Here is a 15350-nt window from a genome sequence, read left to right as displayed (position 1 = left end):
ATGGCGCAGTGTTGGCAGGGAAGCTGTCATTCCGGCGGCGATGGTTCCAAGCTCCGGAAATGACTGGAAGTTATGACTTGCCACGTGGTATTATATTGGTGTTAATATTCTCGGGATTGGTAAGTTTCCTGCAGGGCAGAAGGTGTGAGCGGAGACGTTGTGCGTATGAACAGGATCATCCAGCCTCTGGATCTCGTTGGCGAGGGGCCGCTCTATCTGCGCCTGAAACGTGCTCTTTCCGATGCCGTGTCCTCAGGCCGCCTCGACAGCGGTGCGGCACTTCCGCCGGAACGTGATCTGGCTGAGGATGCCGGTGTCAGCCGGGTGACGGTGCGCCGGGCGATTGAGGAACTGACCCAGGAGGGGCTTTTGATGCGCAGGCATGGTTCGGGCACTTTTGTCGCCCGGCCGGTGGAGCGTATCCAGCAGCCGCTATCGCGGTTGACCTCCTTTACCGAGGATATGCTGTCGCGCGGACTGACGCCGCATTCGCGTTGGCTGGAGCGCGGCCTCTATTCGCCGACCACCGAGGAGGTGATGGCGCTTGGCCTGTCACCGGGCAGCCGGGTGGCGCGGTTGACGCGTATTCGCCTCGCCGATGACATGCCGATGGCGATCGAGCGCACCAGCCTGCCGGAGGATATTCTGGCAAACCCCGAAGCGGTCGAGCATTCGCTCTATGAAACGCTGTCTGCGCGCGGTGTCCGGCCGGTGCGCGCCATCCAGCGGATTTCTGCCGTGGTGCTGAAGCCTGAGCAGACAGCGCTTCTGGATCTGCCGGAAGGTGCGCCGGCCCTTTCCGTGCAGCGCATCGCCTATAATGAGACAGGCCGTGTCATCGAGGCGACGCAGGCCCATTACAGAAGTGATGTCTATGACCTGATCGCCGAGCTGACGCTCGATAATGTCTGACCGGGCAGTCCTGCCCGAACCCAACCCCCGATATTCATGACCCAGGGAATTTGAAAATGACCGAGATGACGATGATGCGACGCGAGATCCTCGAGATCCCGCAGGCGGCAGCCCGCTTTCTGGATGGGCAAAAGGCTGCCATTGCCGAGGCGGGCAAGGCGCTTTCGGCGCGCGATCCGTCGGTGGTCGTCACCGTGGCGCGCGGCTCTTCCGATCACGCCGCCTATTTTCTGAAATATGCGATCGAACTTGTTGCCGGCGTGCCGGTTGCCTCGCTCGGCCCGTCGCTTGCCTCCATCTATGAGGCGCCGCTGAAGCTGGAAAAGGCCGCAGCGATCTCGATCTCGCAATCGGGCAAAAGCCCCGATATCGTTGCCATGGGTGAGGCAGCACGCAAGGGCGGAGCGCTCACTTTGTCGCTGGTCAACACCATCAATTCGCCGCTGGCGGAGGCTGCCGACCGGCCGATTGATATTGCCGCCGGCCCCGAAAAGGCTGTCGCCGCGACCAAGTCCTATGTCAATTCCATCGTTGCCGGCCTTGCTGTCCTGGCGGAATGGAAGGGTGATCAGGCGCTGAAGGCGGCTCTTGCCGCTTTGCCGGATCATTTCGAAAAGGCGCTTGCCTGCGACTGGTCCATGCTGATCGAGCCGCTGAAGGACGCACAGTCGATCTATGTGCTCGGTCGCGGGCCGTCCTTTGCCATTGCCAGTGAGGCGGCGCTGAAATGCAAGGAAACCTGCGAGCTGCATGCCGAGGCCTATTCATCTGCCGAGGTGATGCACGGTCCGGTATCGCTGGTGGCGCCGCGCTTCCCGATCATTGCCTTTTCCGCTCGCGACAAGGCGGAAGCCTCGGTTGCCGCGATTGCCAACGGGCTGGCGCAAAAGGGCGCTAACGTCTTTCTGGCTTCCGATCTTTCCGATGGCCCGACAAAGCTGCCCTTTGTCGCGACCGGTCACCCGATTACCGATGCCCTGTCATTGATCCTGCCCTATTATTCTTTCATCGAGCGGTTGTCGCTTGCCCGTGGCTTCAATCCCGATGCGCCGGTCGCGCTCAACAAGGTCACGGAGACCAAGTGAGATGACGACGATTGTAACCGGTGCCCGGATTTTTGACGGGGCTGAAACCCATGAGGGCAAGGTTCTGGTGATCGAGGATGGCAAGATCGCAGACCTTATTGCCAGTGCCGATGCGCCTGCGGCGGACAAGGTGGTTGCCGCCGATGGCCAGCTCATCGTTCCGGGCTTTGTCGACCTTCAGGTCAATGGCGGCGGTGGCGTGCTGCTCAACAACGATCCGAGCGTGAAGGGCCTTTCCACGATCTGTGCGGCCCATGCGCAATTCGGCACCACGGCGCTTCTGCCGACGCTGATCACCGATGGTCCGGATGTTGTTCATGCCGCGGTTCTGGCGGGCGCAGACGCGACAGCGCAAGGCGTGCCCGGTTTTCTCGGCCTGCATCTGGAGGGGCCACATCTGGCGCTGTCGCGCAAGGGAACCCATGATCCGGCGCTGATCCGGCCGATGAATGATGCCGATCTCGCCTTTCTGGTTGAACATGCCGGTCGTTTCGGCGCTGCGATGATCACCATCGCGCCGGAAAATGTAACGCGCGAACAGGTCACGGCACTGGCTGAGGCTGGTTATACCGTCTCGCTCGGTCATACCGATACCGGCTGCGCCGAGGCGAAAACCTATCTCGACGCCGGGGCGAAGATGGCGACGCATCTTTATAATGCGATGAGCCCGCTGAAGCATCGCGAACCGGGGCTTGTCGGGGCGGCACTTTCCGACGGGCGGATTTCCTGCGGCATGATTGCTGATGGTTATCACGTCGATCCGGTCGCCATGGGGATTGCGCTCAGGGCCAAGACAGGTCCGGGGCGGATTTTCCTCGTCACCGACGCCATGTCGCCGACGGGAACGGATGAGAAAACCTTCGAACTCAATGGGCGGACCATCTATCGCCGCGGCGGCCGGCTGACGCTTGAAGATGGCACGCTGGCCGGTGCGGATACGGATATGCTGAGCTGCGTCAAAAATGTCATGTCGATGCTCGCCGTACCGCAGGATGAGGCCCTGCGCATGGCCTCGCTCTATCCGGCAGAGGCAATCGGGGCCACGGCCAAAGGACGGCTGGCCAAGGGGTTTGATGCTGATTTCGTGGTCCTGACGCCGGATCTCGATCTCGTCTCGACTCATATCGGCGGTAGTTGTGTCTTTTCCGCCTGAAGCTTGCCAGAGCGCCGTGCATCCATTCGGATGCACAAAGCACGATGTAACCCATTGAATCTACGCATCGGCCCGAAAATCGATTCCGATTTTCGGGCCGATGCTGTTGCGGCGCTGAGCCGGTTATTGTCGTAAAATACCGGTCCGACAGATATGCCACCCCCGAACGAACATCATTGTGGTGTTTCGATCAGGGCGTTTTTCTGGAGGTTCAAAGTGCCGAAATGGGTTGGTCTGTCACTCTTGCTGCTCACGTGCAGCGTGGCAAATGCACAGGAAGAAAGCCGGCATGAAAGCTGGCCTTACGGCGACTGGGTGAGTGAAGCCGAGACGGTTCTCGGCGAACAGGACGAGATGATCACCTGCTCGGTGACATCAAAGACTGAGGACGGTGTCGCGATCCATGTCAACCAGTTCAATCTCGACGGGGGCCCGCCCGATTTCTATCCGCCCATTGAAATCTTGCATGGGCTGGGGACGGCCGGGGTCCGCAGCGAGCTTCTGGTAAGCGATCTCGTCTTTGATGACGGCCTTGTTCTGTCCGCGCCCGTCGATGGCTTCAGTGATGACGGAAAGGCCCGGCATCGGGCGATCCTTGCAGCAATGGCCAGCCACCGCTCTGTCGGACTATCCGGGACGGCGCTTTCTGCCCCGATCTCGCTTAAAGGCTTTGCTGATGCCTATCGGCAGATGGGGCGGATCTGTGGTTTTCCAACCGAAGATCTTGCCGGTGGGCAAAGGCAATAGCAGCGTCATTCCGGCTCTATTCAAAGACGATTGACGGCCCCTTCTTCTGCGTTGAGCCAAGATTTTCCGCAACTTTTCCGGCAATCGCCATATATGCTTTCGCATGCGGGCCGTCCGGTGCCGAGGCGACAACGGGCGAACCTGCATCCGAGGTCTCACGGATATCCATGGCAAGCGGCACTTCGCCAAGGAAGGGAACGCCAATCTTTTCCGCTTCCGCGCGGGCGCCACCATGGCCGAATATGTGGTGGGTGGCGCCGCATTCGGGGCAGATGAAGCTGCTCATATTCTCGACAATGCCAAGAACGGGAACAGAAACCTTTTCAAACATGGCGATCGCCTTGCGCGCATCAATCAGCGCAAGGTCCTGTGGTGTGGAGACCACAACACTTCCGGCCAGCGGCACCTGCTGGGCCATGGTCAGCTGAGCGTCGCCGGTACCGGGCGGCATGTCGACCACCAGCACATCGAGTTTGCCCCAGGCGACTTCGCGCAGCATCTGCAGCAATGCTGACTGCACCATGGGTCCCCGCCAGATCACCGCCGTGCCCTCATCGACGAGAAAGCCGATCGACATGATCTTGAGGCCGAATTTTTCCATCGGCAGGATGGTGCGGCCAGGCCCCTGCAGCGGCCGGCCGGAAAGCCCGGTCAGGCGCGGTACGGAGGGGCCGTAGATATCGGCGTCAAGCAGGCCGACCTTCAATCCGAGGCGGGACAGCGCAAGGGCGAAATTAATCGCCGTGGTCGACTTGCCAACCCCGCCCTTGCCCGATGCAACGGCAATGATGGCACCGATTCCGGGTATTTCCGGTTTTTGCGGTTGCGAAGCCGGTTTTTCGCGCGCGGCGGGCTTGGCGGCGGGGGCGTGATCTGCCGTCAGGGTGATGAGAGCCTCGCTGACGCCATCAAGGGCGCGGACCGCGGCAATCGCCTGCTGGCGCACGGGCTCCATGGCTTCTGCCCTGTCCGGCGTCACGGTCAGCGAAAAATAGACCTTTCCTTCGGCGATGAAAATATCGGAGACCATGCCGCTATCGGCAAGATTGCCGCCCTCCGGCAGGTTGATGGCCTTCAGGCTGGAAAGAACCTTTTCCCGGGACACTGCGCTCATGATACCTCACTTGTGCCAGCCGGCCGCTGGCTTGGCAGAAAGTGCCCGCAGATGGCCGGTTCGTCACATCAGCAACATGCTGAAAACAAGACATAACTGTTTCGGTTGCAGGCCTTGGCCCGTCGCACCGGAAACATCCGAACTCCTGCAATAACGGTCTTTTGACGCTGCGCCAATGGCAAGACTGCTGCTTTTTGAGGTTCGGTCAAGCTTTGCCGGGAGAGGGAAAGGCTGGGCCGGGAGAGGGAAGGGCTGGCGCAGGGGCAAAGAAAAACCGCCAGCGCAGGATCGGAGACCAATCGTGCAAGCCGGCGGTTTCTGTTCTTAATTCACGCTTTTTGAGCGCGCGGTCTCTTGTCATCCCCTCTGGACCTGACGGGACAATGCCGGATTCAATTTGGCTTTGCAAGTGACTTTTTTCATCAGGAGAACAAATGCTTAGGTGATAACATGACAGTCCGGTAACGTGTGACGGCACTGTGCGGTGCACAAATTATTGACAGCGCTTAATAAATAGGCTTTTGCACACATGTATAATTTCCTGACATCAGGGCCGGAAAAAAACTCTTGCGCGTCGAAACGACGCTGGTGCGACAGCGGTAAAACAGCTTGCGCAATCATGTTTGAGGATGCGCAATGACAGAATGGTGTGCGCGGGTGATTGTGGTAACAGATATGGACTGCGCCGTCTGATGGTCCGCGTGTTGCGGCCCGGCAGGAAAGGAAAGGATATCAATGGCGGGAGCATTTGCGGCGGTTGAATGGGGGCTCACTGCTTTTCGGGCCTGGTTGATGGAGGCTGACGGCACCGTCGTTTCGCAGCGCCAGGCCAGTGAAAGCCTGGCTGCCGTGAAATCGGAAGGTTTTGCCGAAGCGCTTGAATCGAATCTGGCCGCCCTTGCCGTTCCCCGCAATGTGCCGGTCGTCATCTGTGGCATGGCCGGCGCGAAGCAGGGCTGGCAGGAAGTGCCTCCGGTGACGCTGCCGATGCGGCTGGATAGTCTTCCAAGCCATGCGATGCGGATTGATGGCCTTGCCCGTGATGTGCGTATTCTCCCGGCGCTGGCGCAGCGGGGAGCGGATTCCGATTTCATGCGGGGCGAGGAGACATTGCTTTTTGGCCTGTTTGCCGGTCAGCCGCAGGTTTCGGCCCGGGTCTGCATTCCGGGCCGTTTTTCGCGCTGGGTCGGGCTGGAGGCTGGCGCCGTCACGCGGATCGCCACCCATATGACGGGAGAGATGTTTTCGGTTCTTCAGCGTTCCTCGGTTCTGTCGCCGATCCTGCGCGGCGCGGAAATGCTGGACGAGACGGCCTTTCTCGATGCGGTCGAGCGTTCATTTCAAGCGCCGGCGCTTTATCTCAATGCCGCTCATGCCATCAGAGCGCGCAATCTGCTGGAGGGGATCGCGCCGGAGCGGGCCGAGGCAGAGCTTTTCGGACTTCTGGTGGGGACGGAGCTTGCGGGCGGGCTGAGCGTCTTTGCAGGCGAAGGGCCGGTCTGGCTGATTGCCTCGGGGCAGCTTTGCGAATTTTACGAACACGCCTTCCAAAGGCTTGGTCAGTCATGCATGGTCCATGATGCGACAGCGGCGGCCAGGGAAGGGCTTGCGGCAGCGGCGTCGCAGTTATTCGACCTTTCTGGAACAGCAGATGAGAAAAAGGGTAGGATTTCTGGTGGATAAGGTGCTTGCTACGGTCATGCTTCTGCCGCAGCTTGTGTCTTTACAGGATCAGTGGCATGCGGATGACGCGTGATGTGGAGGAAACCAGACTCCCTGGCCGGTCAAGGCGGGATGACGGAACAGGATAATGACTCAGGAAATCGTTTTTGAAGGCAAGATACTCAGCAATGAACGTCTGGCTCTGGGGGAGGGGCCTGGTTACGATCCAGTGACCGACACCGTGTGGTGGTTCGATATCCTCCATCGCAAGCTCAATCTTCTCAAGGTCTCAGGTCGCGACCGCCGCATCATCATGCTGCCGGAAATGGCCAGCGTCATGGCGTCCGTGGATGAGCACCGCCAGCTGATCGCGATGGAAACCGGGCTTTATTTCCGTGATACGGGCTCCGGTGCCTTGACGCTGCATGCCGCGATCGAGGCCGATGATGACACGACCCGATCGAATGACGGACGGGTGCATAATTCCGGTGCCTTGTGGATTTCCACCATGAGCAAGCAGGAAGATGAGGGCGCCGGCGCCATTTATCACGTCGCGCGCGGCGAAGTGACCAAGCTTTTCGACAAAATCACGATCCCCAATGCGATCTGCTTTTCACCTGCCGGTGATATTGGCTATTTCGTTGACACGCCGACAGGCAAGCTGATGCAGGTGGCGCTTGATCCCGAAACCGGCCTGCCGGTGGAAGATCCCCGGCTGCTGGTTGATACCAAGGGCAGGCTTGGCGGCATGGACGGGGCGATCTGCGACGGTGATGGCTATATCTGGAATGCCCGCTACGGGGCTTCGCTGCTCGATCAGTACAGTCCCGAGGGCCGGCTGGTGGCGCGTTACCAGCTGCCGGCGCGGCAGCCGACCTGCCCGGCTTTTATCGGCCGCGATGGCGGCTGGATGCTGGTGACATCAGCTGCCCAGCATACCGACCCGGAAGAAGAGCCCAATGCCGGCTTCACCTTCGCACTGGTGACAGGGGCAACGCCGCGCTTCGACCCGCCTTATCGGCCCTGAGTGTCCAAGCGGCTTCATCGCGTTTGGGTGCCGGGCGCGCCCTATAGCATCGAGCAATAGCGCAGCGCGTCATAGACGGCCGCATGGATGTTGCGGGCATGGACAGCATCGCCAATGCGGATCAGGTCGAACTGGCCGCTGGCATTGGTCTCTGGCAGGAAGGGCCGCCGCCCGATCAGCGCCCGGTAGTCGACCTCACCGAGGTTGCGCGACAGCGGCTTCAGCTGGAAATAGAGATCCTGCATCGCCATGGTTCCATATTCGGCAACCACCATGGCGACCTCGCGCGTCTGTTCCACGCCGGGGGCAAAATCGGACGCCAGCACGGCTTCAAGGGCGTTACCCTTGCGGCGCACCGCTTTCAGCCGCTGATTGATGGTCAGGGTAACGCCATGTTCGGCAAAGACCTTGGCATAGGGGACATGGTTCATGCTGCCGACATCAGGGGCGAAGAAACGTTCTGGCGTAACGATTTCCAGCCTTGTGCCCGAGCGTGCGATCACTTCGGCTGCGGTCATGCCCTGATGGCCACCATGATCGTCGTAAAGCAGGACCGGCCCGGTGATCTTTGCTGTGCCGCCGAGGATCTCCCAGCTGGAAACCACCAGATCTTCGCCGCTTTCCAGCGGCGGTAACTGTGACACGCCGCCCGTGGCGATCACCACAATGTCGGGCTGTTCTGCTAGGACGTCATAGTCCTCGGCATAGCAGTCGAAACGGATATCGACGTCGAGGCGGTCCAGTTCGGACAGCCGCCAGTCGATGATGCCGATCATTTCGCGACGCCGCGGATTGCGCACCAGCAGATTGATCTGGCCACCGGCTGCATTCATGGCTTCAAGCACGGTGACCTTGTGGCCGCGCTCGGCCAGCACGCGGGCAGCCTCCAGCCCGGCAGGTCCGGCGCCGACGACCACGGCCTTCTTTTTGCGAAAAGCGGGGGAAATTTCGTGTGGCATGAACGCCTCCCGTCCTGTTGCAGCATTGTGAATGCAGAGCGCCTCTCCGCCTTCGTAAATACGATCCAGGCAGTAGGTGGCGCCGACACAGGGGCGTATGCGGTGTTCGTCCTTCGTCTCTATCTTTCGCACGATATGCGGGTCAGCCATCATGGCGCGCGTCATCCCGACCATGTCGAGCCTGCCTTCAGCAATGGCGTGACGGGCGGTTGCGACATCGCCGATACGGGCGGCGTGAAACACCGGAAAGCCGGTTGCCTTGCGGATCTCGCCGGCAAAATCAAGATGCGGCGCCGATGCCATGCCCTGAATGGGAATGACATCGGTGAGCGGTGCGTCGTGGTCGATATGGCCGCGGATCAGGTTGAGAAAATCAACCTTGCCGCTGCCGATGAAGCGACGACAGATCTCCAACCCCTCATCGCGGGAGATGCCGTTTTTCATATTTTCGTCGGCGACCAGACGAAGACCGACGATGAAATCATCGCCGACGGCGCGGCGCACCGCCTCCAGGACTTCGAAGGTGAAGCGCAGGCGGTTGTCGAGTACACCGCCATAATCATCATCGCGGAAATTGGTGGCAGGTGACCAGAAACCGTCAAGCAGATGGCCATAAGCCTCGATCTCGATACCGTCGAGACCGGCATCGGCCATGCGCTCGGCCGCATCGGCATAATCAGCGGCGATGCGAGCGAAATCGAAATCTTCCATCTCTTTCGGGAAGCTGCGATGGGCCGCCTCACGCACCGAAGAGGCTGCCAGAACCGGCAGCCAGTCGCCCTTGTTCCAGCCGCTTGTCCGTCGCCCGAGATGGGTGAGCTGGATCATGACGGCACAATCATGCTCGTGGCAATCCCAGGCCAGCCGCCGCATCCATGGGACAATCTCATCACGATAGGCCTGGAGATTGCCGAAGGCAGCAGGCGAATCGGGAGAGACGACGGCCGATCCCGCTGTCATGGTCAGCGCTACGCCCCCCTTTGCCTTCTCGGCATGATAAAGCCTGTATCGGTCTGTCGGCAGTCCGTTTTCCCCATAGGCCGGTTCATGCGCGGTTGAGATCAGCCGGTTCTTCAAGGTCAGATGTTTGAGTTGATAAGGTTGCAGTAACGGATCTGCGTTCATTCGGGCCCCCTGTTTCCCAATTGGATATATTACAAAACGAAATTCTGTCGGTGTCATCAAACATTAAGTTGCATCGATAGGCTGTGACCTGAAAAAAGACGGGGACAGTGCCGCAGCTGAGCATTTTCCTCAGGCCCAAATCCGATTAAGACAGGTCATGGCCATCAAGCAGCTCTCCGAAAATCTGATCAACCAGATCGCCGCCGGTGAAGTGATCGAACGGCCGGCCAGTGCCGCCAAGGAACTGATCGAGAATGCCCTCGATGCGGGCGCGACCCGGATCGAGATCGCGACTGCGGGCGGCGGCAAGGCGCTTTTACGTGTCACGGACAACGGGTCCGGAATGGGGCCGGACGATCTTGTGCTTTCCATCCGCCGTCATTGCACCTCGAAACTTTCCGACGATCTCTTCGATATCCGCACGCTGGGTTTTCGCGGCGAGGCACTGCCATCGATCGGTTCGGTGGCGAAACTGTCGATCACCAGCCGTTTGAAGGCAGCAAACGAGGGCTATCGTGTGGCGCTTTCGGGCGGGCATCTGGAAGAACCCCATCCTGCGGCTGTCAATCCCGGTACGATTGTGGAGGTTAGGGATCTGTTCTTCGCAACGCCGGCGCGGTTGAAATTCCTGAAGAGCGAGCGAGCCGAGGCCGGCGCGATCACCGAGATCGTCAAGCGCATGGCGCTGGCCTTTCCGGGTGTGCGTTTCGTGCTGTCGGGGTCAGACCGTTCGACGCTGGAACTGCCGGCGACGGGGGAAGACCGGCTGGCCCGCATCGCCCAGGTGCTGGGCAAGGATTTTCCCGACAACGCCATCGCCATTGATGCCCTGCGCGAGGATGTGACGCTTTCGGGCTATGCCGGCGTGCCAACCTTCAATCGCGGCAATTCCGGCCATGTCTATGCCTTCGTCAATGGCCGGCCGGTGCAGGACAAGATGCTGATGGGCGCCATCCGCGCGGCCTATGCCGAGACGGTGCCAAAGGGGCGTTATCCGGTTGCGGTTCTGTGGTTCACGCTGGATCCGGCTCTGGTGGATGTCAATGTCCATCCCGCCAAGGCGGATGTGCGTTTTCGCGATCCGGGCCTGGTGCGCGGTCTGGTGATCGGGGCGATCCGCGAGGGGTTGACGAGCCATGGCGACCGGGCCTCTTCCACCGGTGCTGATCAGATGTTGCGGGCCTTCCGTCCGGGTTTTGGCGCTCCGCAGGGCGAGCGGCCGCGAAATGCCAACTGGTCGCCTGCCGCCTCGCCATACCGGCCGGAAGGCTTTCGCCAGGAAACGCCGGAACCGGCGACATGGCGCGCCGCGCCGCAGGCCTATCGCACGCCTTCCGTCCAGTCGGATCTTGAAGGGTTTGATCAGCCTTCGGCGCGTGCCGACCTGCAGGAACCGGCCACGGCAGAGGCTGCGGCCGTGTCCCACCCGCTCGGCGCTGCCCGGGCGCAGATCCATGAAAACTACATCATCGCCCAGACCGAGACCGGACTGGTGATCGTTGATCAGCATGCCGCCCATGAGCGGCTGGTCTATGAGGCCATGCGCAAGGCATTAAGAGACCGGCGGCTTGCCTCACAGGTGCTGCTGATCCCGGAAATCATCGACCTGCCGGAGGAGGACTGCGACCGGCTGATGCCTTTCGTCGATACGCTGGAGCAGCTGGGCCTCGCCTTCGAGCGTTTCGGACCGGGAGCGATTGCGGTGCGTGAAACACCGGCCATGCTGGGCGAGGTGGATGCGCCGGCGCTGATCCGCGCCCTTGCAGAGGAAGCCGGGGAGTGGGAGACTGCCGACGGGCTGTCGGCGCGGCTGGAATCGGTTGCGGCAACCATGGCCTGTCACGGTTCGGTCCGTTCCGGGCGTCGCATGCGGCCGGAAGAGATGAATGCATTGCTGCGTCAGATGGAAGTCACGCCTGGCTCTGGACAGTGCAATCATGGCAGGCCAACCTATATAGAATTGAAGCTGGCTGATATTGAGCGGCTTTTTGGGCGCTGAGCGCGCCCCATGATGGAGCATTTGCGTTGAATATTCTCGAAGGTAACGGAAGGGGCGAAGCCCGCATCAAATATCTCGATGCCGATTTCGAGGTGATCGTTCCCGGGACCCATGTCGTCTGTGCTGTGACCGGCCAGCGTATTCCGCTTGAGGAATTGCGCTACTGGAGCGTTGCACGGCAGGAGGCCTATGTGGACGCTGCGGTTTCTTTTGAAGCTGAAAAGCGCGCCGGAACCCTGCCGCTTTCCGCGAAGTAATAGCTGCCGGATGCGGCCGCCTCAGATTGTTGCCAAACGGCGCGCCTTTTTTCTGACGTCATGCCTGTGCCTGGTCAACGGGCATCCAGCTGGCGCGCGTCCGCGCGGCGAGAGACAACGTCTATTCAATGACCTTATGAATCCGGATCCCCGTGGACCAAGCACGGGGATGGCGCGGTTGTTGTGCCCCAAGCAGGCCAACTGAATGACTTTGTCACCAGCTGGAGGGTCGCCTCGTCAGTTTGCATTGCCCATGAGTTGCTGCCGGGCAAGCGCAAGGCCTTCCATGCCTGTGGTATCGCCCTTTTCAGCCAGCGCCTCGAACACCTTATAGGCATCATTGTAGCGTTGCAGCTGCATATAGGCATAGCCGCGGATCGCCAGGAGCCCGTCTTCGGTCGGGGCGAGCTGGTCGCGTTGATCGAGCAGAAGCAGAGCGTCGCGATAATGACCGCCATTATAGGCGGTAACGGCGCGATCGGTCAGGATCTGAATTTGCAGATCGGTCTGGCGCTCGGCGCTCATCGGCGTCTGGGAGGCGGCAACGGCAGCCTTCGAGGTCAGGCCCATGCGCATATAGGCAAGGCTCTGCCCATAGGCGGCTTCTTCGCGGGTCTTTGACGACGACGAGCCGAGTGCGACTTCGAAGGCCCGTGCTGCTTCCATCGGTCGCTGCAGGTCCATCAGGCACCAGCCCTGGGTCAGTGCTGCCGAAGCCGACAGGCCACTGGGAGAGCGCCCGCTCCAGCAGCTTCCCGAACTTGCCGAACTGGTAGAGGTGCTGCGGGTGGTGGTCCGGGTCGTCGTCGTTGCGGCAACCGGCGTGACGGTCGCTTCACCGATTGTCACCTGGGAGCCGGCCGGAAGCGTGTTGGTGGTTCTCACCACCACAGGCGTTGTCGTATCAGTCGCCGTCTTTGCTGCCGTCTGCGGCTGGTAGGTGCCGATCTCATACTGGCGCAGGAAGTCGCGATTGCGATAGGCGGTATCATCAAAGCGCCAGACAACGGTTTTGTCGGAGGGCTGGCCGTAGGTATAAAGCGCCGCTGCGACCTGCTGGGCCGAGGGCCGGTAGGGATTGGTGTTGAGCAGGAGGTCGGTGTTGAGGATGGTCACGGTTTCCTCACCGGTTACCTGATCCGTCGCAATCATCGATTTCGGGATCGACTGACCGTTGAGCGAGGGCAGGTTCTGCAGGGCCGGCTGGTTGCCGGTCGGCACCATCATGGAATGGGTGTCAACACCTGTGTCTGACTGGCCATAGTAATATTTGTAATAGTCCGGCACATAGCTTTCCGCTGCTGTGCTGCCGGCATCAGAGCCGGTACCGGCGGATCCGGGCGCGGAAATCGGGGCCGTCAGTGCCACGCCGGCGGTTGCATCGCCGGTTACCGACATGGCGGCCGCGCCGATCGGCTTCTGCTCGCCGGTTGCCAGATTGACTTCGGCGATCGGCACGGCGGAGACCGAGGTCTTGCCATTGGCGAGCTTGACCGTAGTCAAGCGGAAAACGGTTGCCAGAAGATTGTCGAGACTGTTGACCGGCGCATTCGGATCATTGAGCCAGGCAATGCGTTCGGAATAGGGAGCCCAGATCCTCTGCATCTGATAAACGCCGGGCTTATAGTTCATCTCGTTCAGCGTTATGGTCACGCCATAGGCGAGCGGTTCCTGCCAGGGTTCCCAGGACAGGCCGGCCTCAAACCATTGAAGTCCGGTCATCCATTGCTTGAAATTGTTGGAATACCAGCCAAACTGTTCTGCTGCCGTGACGCTTTTGGTCTCTGTCACGACATCAGCCATGCGCTTGAGCACTTCGTCGGAATAGGCAACGCGCGGTGTGCGGCCGAGCATGTTGACCACGGCGTTGAGATAGGTGTCCTTGGCCTCGTCTGAGCTGTTGCGCCAGGGATACATCACCGCTTCGGCTTCATCGGACTTGTCCTGCTTGATCAAAAGCAGCGCGAGGCCCTGGGAGATCGTGGCACTGTCGCCTTCGTCCCGCGCCTTGCGGAACCATTCCTCCGCCGCTTCGTCTGAGCCGCGTACAAGGAAATACCAGGCGAGAAGCTGGGAATCGTCGGCACTCTTGCTGTCGTCGGCAAGCTTCTGCATCCGGGCCACATCATCGGGTGAGATGACGAGATTGGCATCCTGACCTGCCTGGGCAAAGCGGTCGCGCAGCAACTGGTTGCGCAGATCCTCGAATTCGGGCTTGCCGTCATCACCGGTCCGCTCCAATGCGAAAAGCTTGACGACGTCGTCATAGGGCAGCAGCGACATGGCTTTCTGCATGGTCGCATAGCGCTCTTCGGGCTTTTCGCAATTGGTGAGAATATAAGTATAGGCATCATCCGCGCGGCTGGTCTTGTCCGTCTTGGCAAAGGCTTCGGCCACTTGCCACATGACGTTGACCTCCGCGCAGGTCAGAAGGCTCGGGGCCTGCGAGGCAAGATCGATGACCTTGGCATAATCCTGATCCTTGGCGGCGGCCAGCAGGTTGCGGCGGGTCTCGGCTATGAACAGGCGATCGGTGAGATCGGCCGGCGGGACCCAGCCGGGTTCGCGCTGCTGCCGCTCGGCGATCATGTCGCGAACATCCTGATAGCGGCCTTCGGCATAGGCCTGCCACATGGCCTGCAGCTGGTCATCGCTATTGTCCTGAACCGCGAGCGGATTGGCTGGCGGGGTCCAGTTCGGATAAAGCGCGCGCAGGCGTGAAATTTCTGCCTGAAGCCGTTCAAGGTCACCCTGCTGGGCGAAATAGCGCAGCGCACTTTCATCAACACTGGGTCCTGCCGGGGTCGTGTCTGCCGGCGCAGCAGGCGTTGCTGCGCTGCGCGAGGCTGCGGTGTCGCTACTGCCGGTCTTGCCTTGCTCACTGGCCGGAAGGTTACGCAGATCCTGGCTATCCGACTGCGCCTGGGCTTCGTTCAGGCCGGAAAAGCCAGGATCGGCATTCGCGTCACCGGCACCAGTGCCGGCACCAGCCTGTTGCGGGTCGCGCAGGATCTGATCATAGGCCTCGTCGAAATTCGACGCGGTCACCGGCTGGGCCGCCTTCTCGGCAGCATCCCGGTTGGTCCCGTGTATGCTGATTGCACCAATCACTGCGATACCCGCCGCCGTGAGCGCAATATAGGCCAGTTTCATAACTCAGATACTCCGGCTTTCCGGGCGGGACCGGCATTTGCCGCCTGCCCAAGAGCTGTTAGTCGTCGGCGCCTCGACGCGCGCTTCCCTTGCCTAACAAGAGCCATATTGTCCTTAAGAAAGTATAAAATAGCGGAATTACAACATAGGGATGCGC

The 15350-nt window shown here is 60.5% G+C and carries 11 protein-coding genes; 8 read left to right on the top strand and 3 right to left on the bottom strand.

Features of this window, described 5'->3' with window-relative positions:
* Positions 1-165: 165 nt before the first annotated feature.
* The 4 genes from FJU08_RS05625 (at position 166) to FJU08_RS05610 (ending at position 3897) form a co-directional block, all read left to right on the top strand.
* Positions 166-912, top strand: coding sequence for a GntR family transcriptional regulator (locus FJU08_RS05625; RefSeq protein ID WP_141147980.1), 747 nt, complete (start codon positions 166-168; stop codon positions 910-912).
* A gap of 56 nt (positions 913-968) precedes the next feature.
* Positions 969-1997 (top strand): SIS domain-containing protein, encoded by a 1029-nt coding sequence (locus FJU08_RS05620; protein ID WP_141147979.1) that lies wholly within the window; start codon positions 969-971, stop codon positions 1995-1997.
* Between the two features lies 1 nt (position 1998).
* Positions 1999-3150 (top strand): N-acetylglucosamine-6-phosphate deacetylase, encoded by a 1152-nt coding sequence (nagA, locus tag FJU08_RS05615; RefSeq protein ID WP_141147978.1) that lies wholly within the window; start codon positions 1999-2001, stop codon positions 3148-3150.
* 216 nt (positions 3151-3366) lie between these two features.
* On the top strand, positions 3367-3897 hold the full coding sequence (locus tag FJU08_RS05610) for a hypothetical protein (RefSeq protein WP_141147977.1): 531 nt from the start codon (positions 3367-3369) through the stop codon (positions 3895-3897).
* A 16-nt stretch (positions 3898-3913) separates the two neighbouring features.
* Here FJU08_RS05610 and FJU08_RS05605 read toward each other — a convergent pair whose 3' ends face one another.
* Complete coding sequence (locus tag FJU08_RS05605) at positions 3914-5011, bottom strand: Mrp/NBP35 family ATP-binding protein (RefSeq protein ID WP_141147976.1); 1098 nt, start codon at positions 5009-5011, stop codon at positions 3914-3916.
* Between the two features lie 735 nt (positions 5012-5746).
* On the opposite strand from FJU08_RS05605, the gene FJU08_RS05600 reads away from it, so the two are divergent.
* Both FJU08_RS05600 and FJU08_RS05595 read left to right on the top strand, forming a co-directional pair.
* Positions 5747-6694 (top strand): 2-dehydro-3-deoxygalactonokinase, encoded by a 948-nt coding sequence (locus tag FJU08_RS05600; protein ID WP_141147975.1) that lies wholly within the window; start codon positions 5747-5749, stop codon positions 6692-6694.
* Positions 6695-6821: 127 nt separating this feature from the next.
* Complete coding sequence (locus tag FJU08_RS05595; protein ID WP_141147974.1) at positions 6822-7700, top strand: SMP-30/gluconolactonase/LRE family protein; 879 nt, start codon at positions 6822-6824, stop codon at positions 7698-7700.
* A gap of 41 nt (positions 7701-7741) precedes the next feature.
* Here the strand turns inward: FJU08_RS05595 and FJU08_RS05590 are convergent, their stop codons facing one another.
* Positions 7742-9784, bottom strand: coding sequence for an NADH:flavin oxidoreductase (locus tag FJU08_RS05590; RefSeq protein WP_141147973.1), 2043 nt, complete (start codon positions 9782-9784; stop codon positions 7742-7744).
* Between the two features lie 157 nt (positions 9785-9941).
* Between FJU08_RS05590 and mutL the strand changes: the two genes are divergently transcribed.
* Together mutL and FJU08_RS05580 are read left to right on the top strand one after the other, a co-directional pair.
* A complete protein-coding gene (gene mutL, locus FJU08_RS05585) occupies positions 9942-11783 on the top strand; it encodes a DNA mismatch repair endonuclease MutL (RefSeq protein WP_141147972.1) in 1842 nt (613 codons plus the stop codon).
* 26 nt (positions 11784-11809) lie between these two features.
* Positions 11810-12040, top strand: coding sequence for a DUF2093 domain-containing protein (locus FJU08_RS05580; protein WP_141147971.1), 231 nt, complete (start codon positions 11810-11812; stop codon positions 12038-12040).
* 237 nt (positions 12041-12277) lie between these two features.
* On the opposite strand, the gene FJU08_RS05575 is transcribed toward FJU08_RS05580, so the two are convergent.
* On the bottom strand, positions 12278-15193 hold the full coding sequence (locus FJU08_RS05575) for a hypothetical protein (protein WP_141147970.1): 2916 nt from the start codon (positions 15191-15193) through the stop codon (positions 12278-12280).
* Between the last annotated feature and the right edge of the window lie 157 nt (positions 15194-15350).

Origin of the sequence: Martelella alba (genome assembly GCF_006516955.1) — a bacterium.
GTDB lineage: Bacteria > Pseudomonadota > Alphaproteobacteria > Rhizobiales > Rhizobiaceae > Martelella > Martelella alba.
Note: the sequence above shows the minus strand (reverse complement) of the source record. Positions and strands in the feature narration are given on the sequence as shown.

Excerpts from the sequence above, each read along its gene's own strand:
- FJU08_RS05625 (WP_141147980.1), top strand. The coding sequence starts at position 166 with ATGAACAGGATCATCCAGCCTCTGGATCTCGTTGGCGAGGGGCCGCTC.
- nagA (WP_141147978.1), top strand. The coding sequence starts at position 1,999 with ATGACGACGATTGTAACCGGTGCCCGGATTTTTGACGGGGCTGAAACC.
- FJU08_RS05605 (WP_141147976.1), bottom strand. The coding sequence starts at position 5,011 with ATGAGCGCAGTGTCCCGGGAAAAGGTTCTTTCCAGCCTGAAGGCCATC.
- FJU08_RS05600 (WP_141147975.1), top strand. The coding sequence starts at position 5,747 with ATGGCGGGAGCATTTGCGGCGGTTGAATGGGGGCTCACTGCTTTTCGG.
- FJU08_RS05575 (WP_141147970.1), bottom strand. The coding sequence starts at position 15,193 with ATGAAACTGGCCTATATTGCGCTCACGGCGGCGGGTATCGCAGTGATT.
- FJU08_RS05620 (WP_141147979.1), top strand. The coding sequence starts at position 969 with ATGACCGAGATGACGATGATGCGACGCGAGATCCTCGAGATCCCGCAG.
- FJU08_RS05590 (WP_141147973.1), bottom strand. The coding sequence starts at position 9,784 with ATGAACGCAGATCCGTTACTGCAACCTTATCAACTCAAACATCTGACC.
- mutL (WP_141147972.1), top strand. The coding sequence starts at position 9,942 with ATGGCCATCAAGCAGCTCTCCGAAAATCTGATCAACCAGATCGCCGCC.
- FJU08_RS05595 (WP_141147974.1), top strand. The coding sequence starts at position 6,822 with ATGACTCAGGAAATCGTTTTTGAAGGCAAGATACTCAGCAATGAACGT.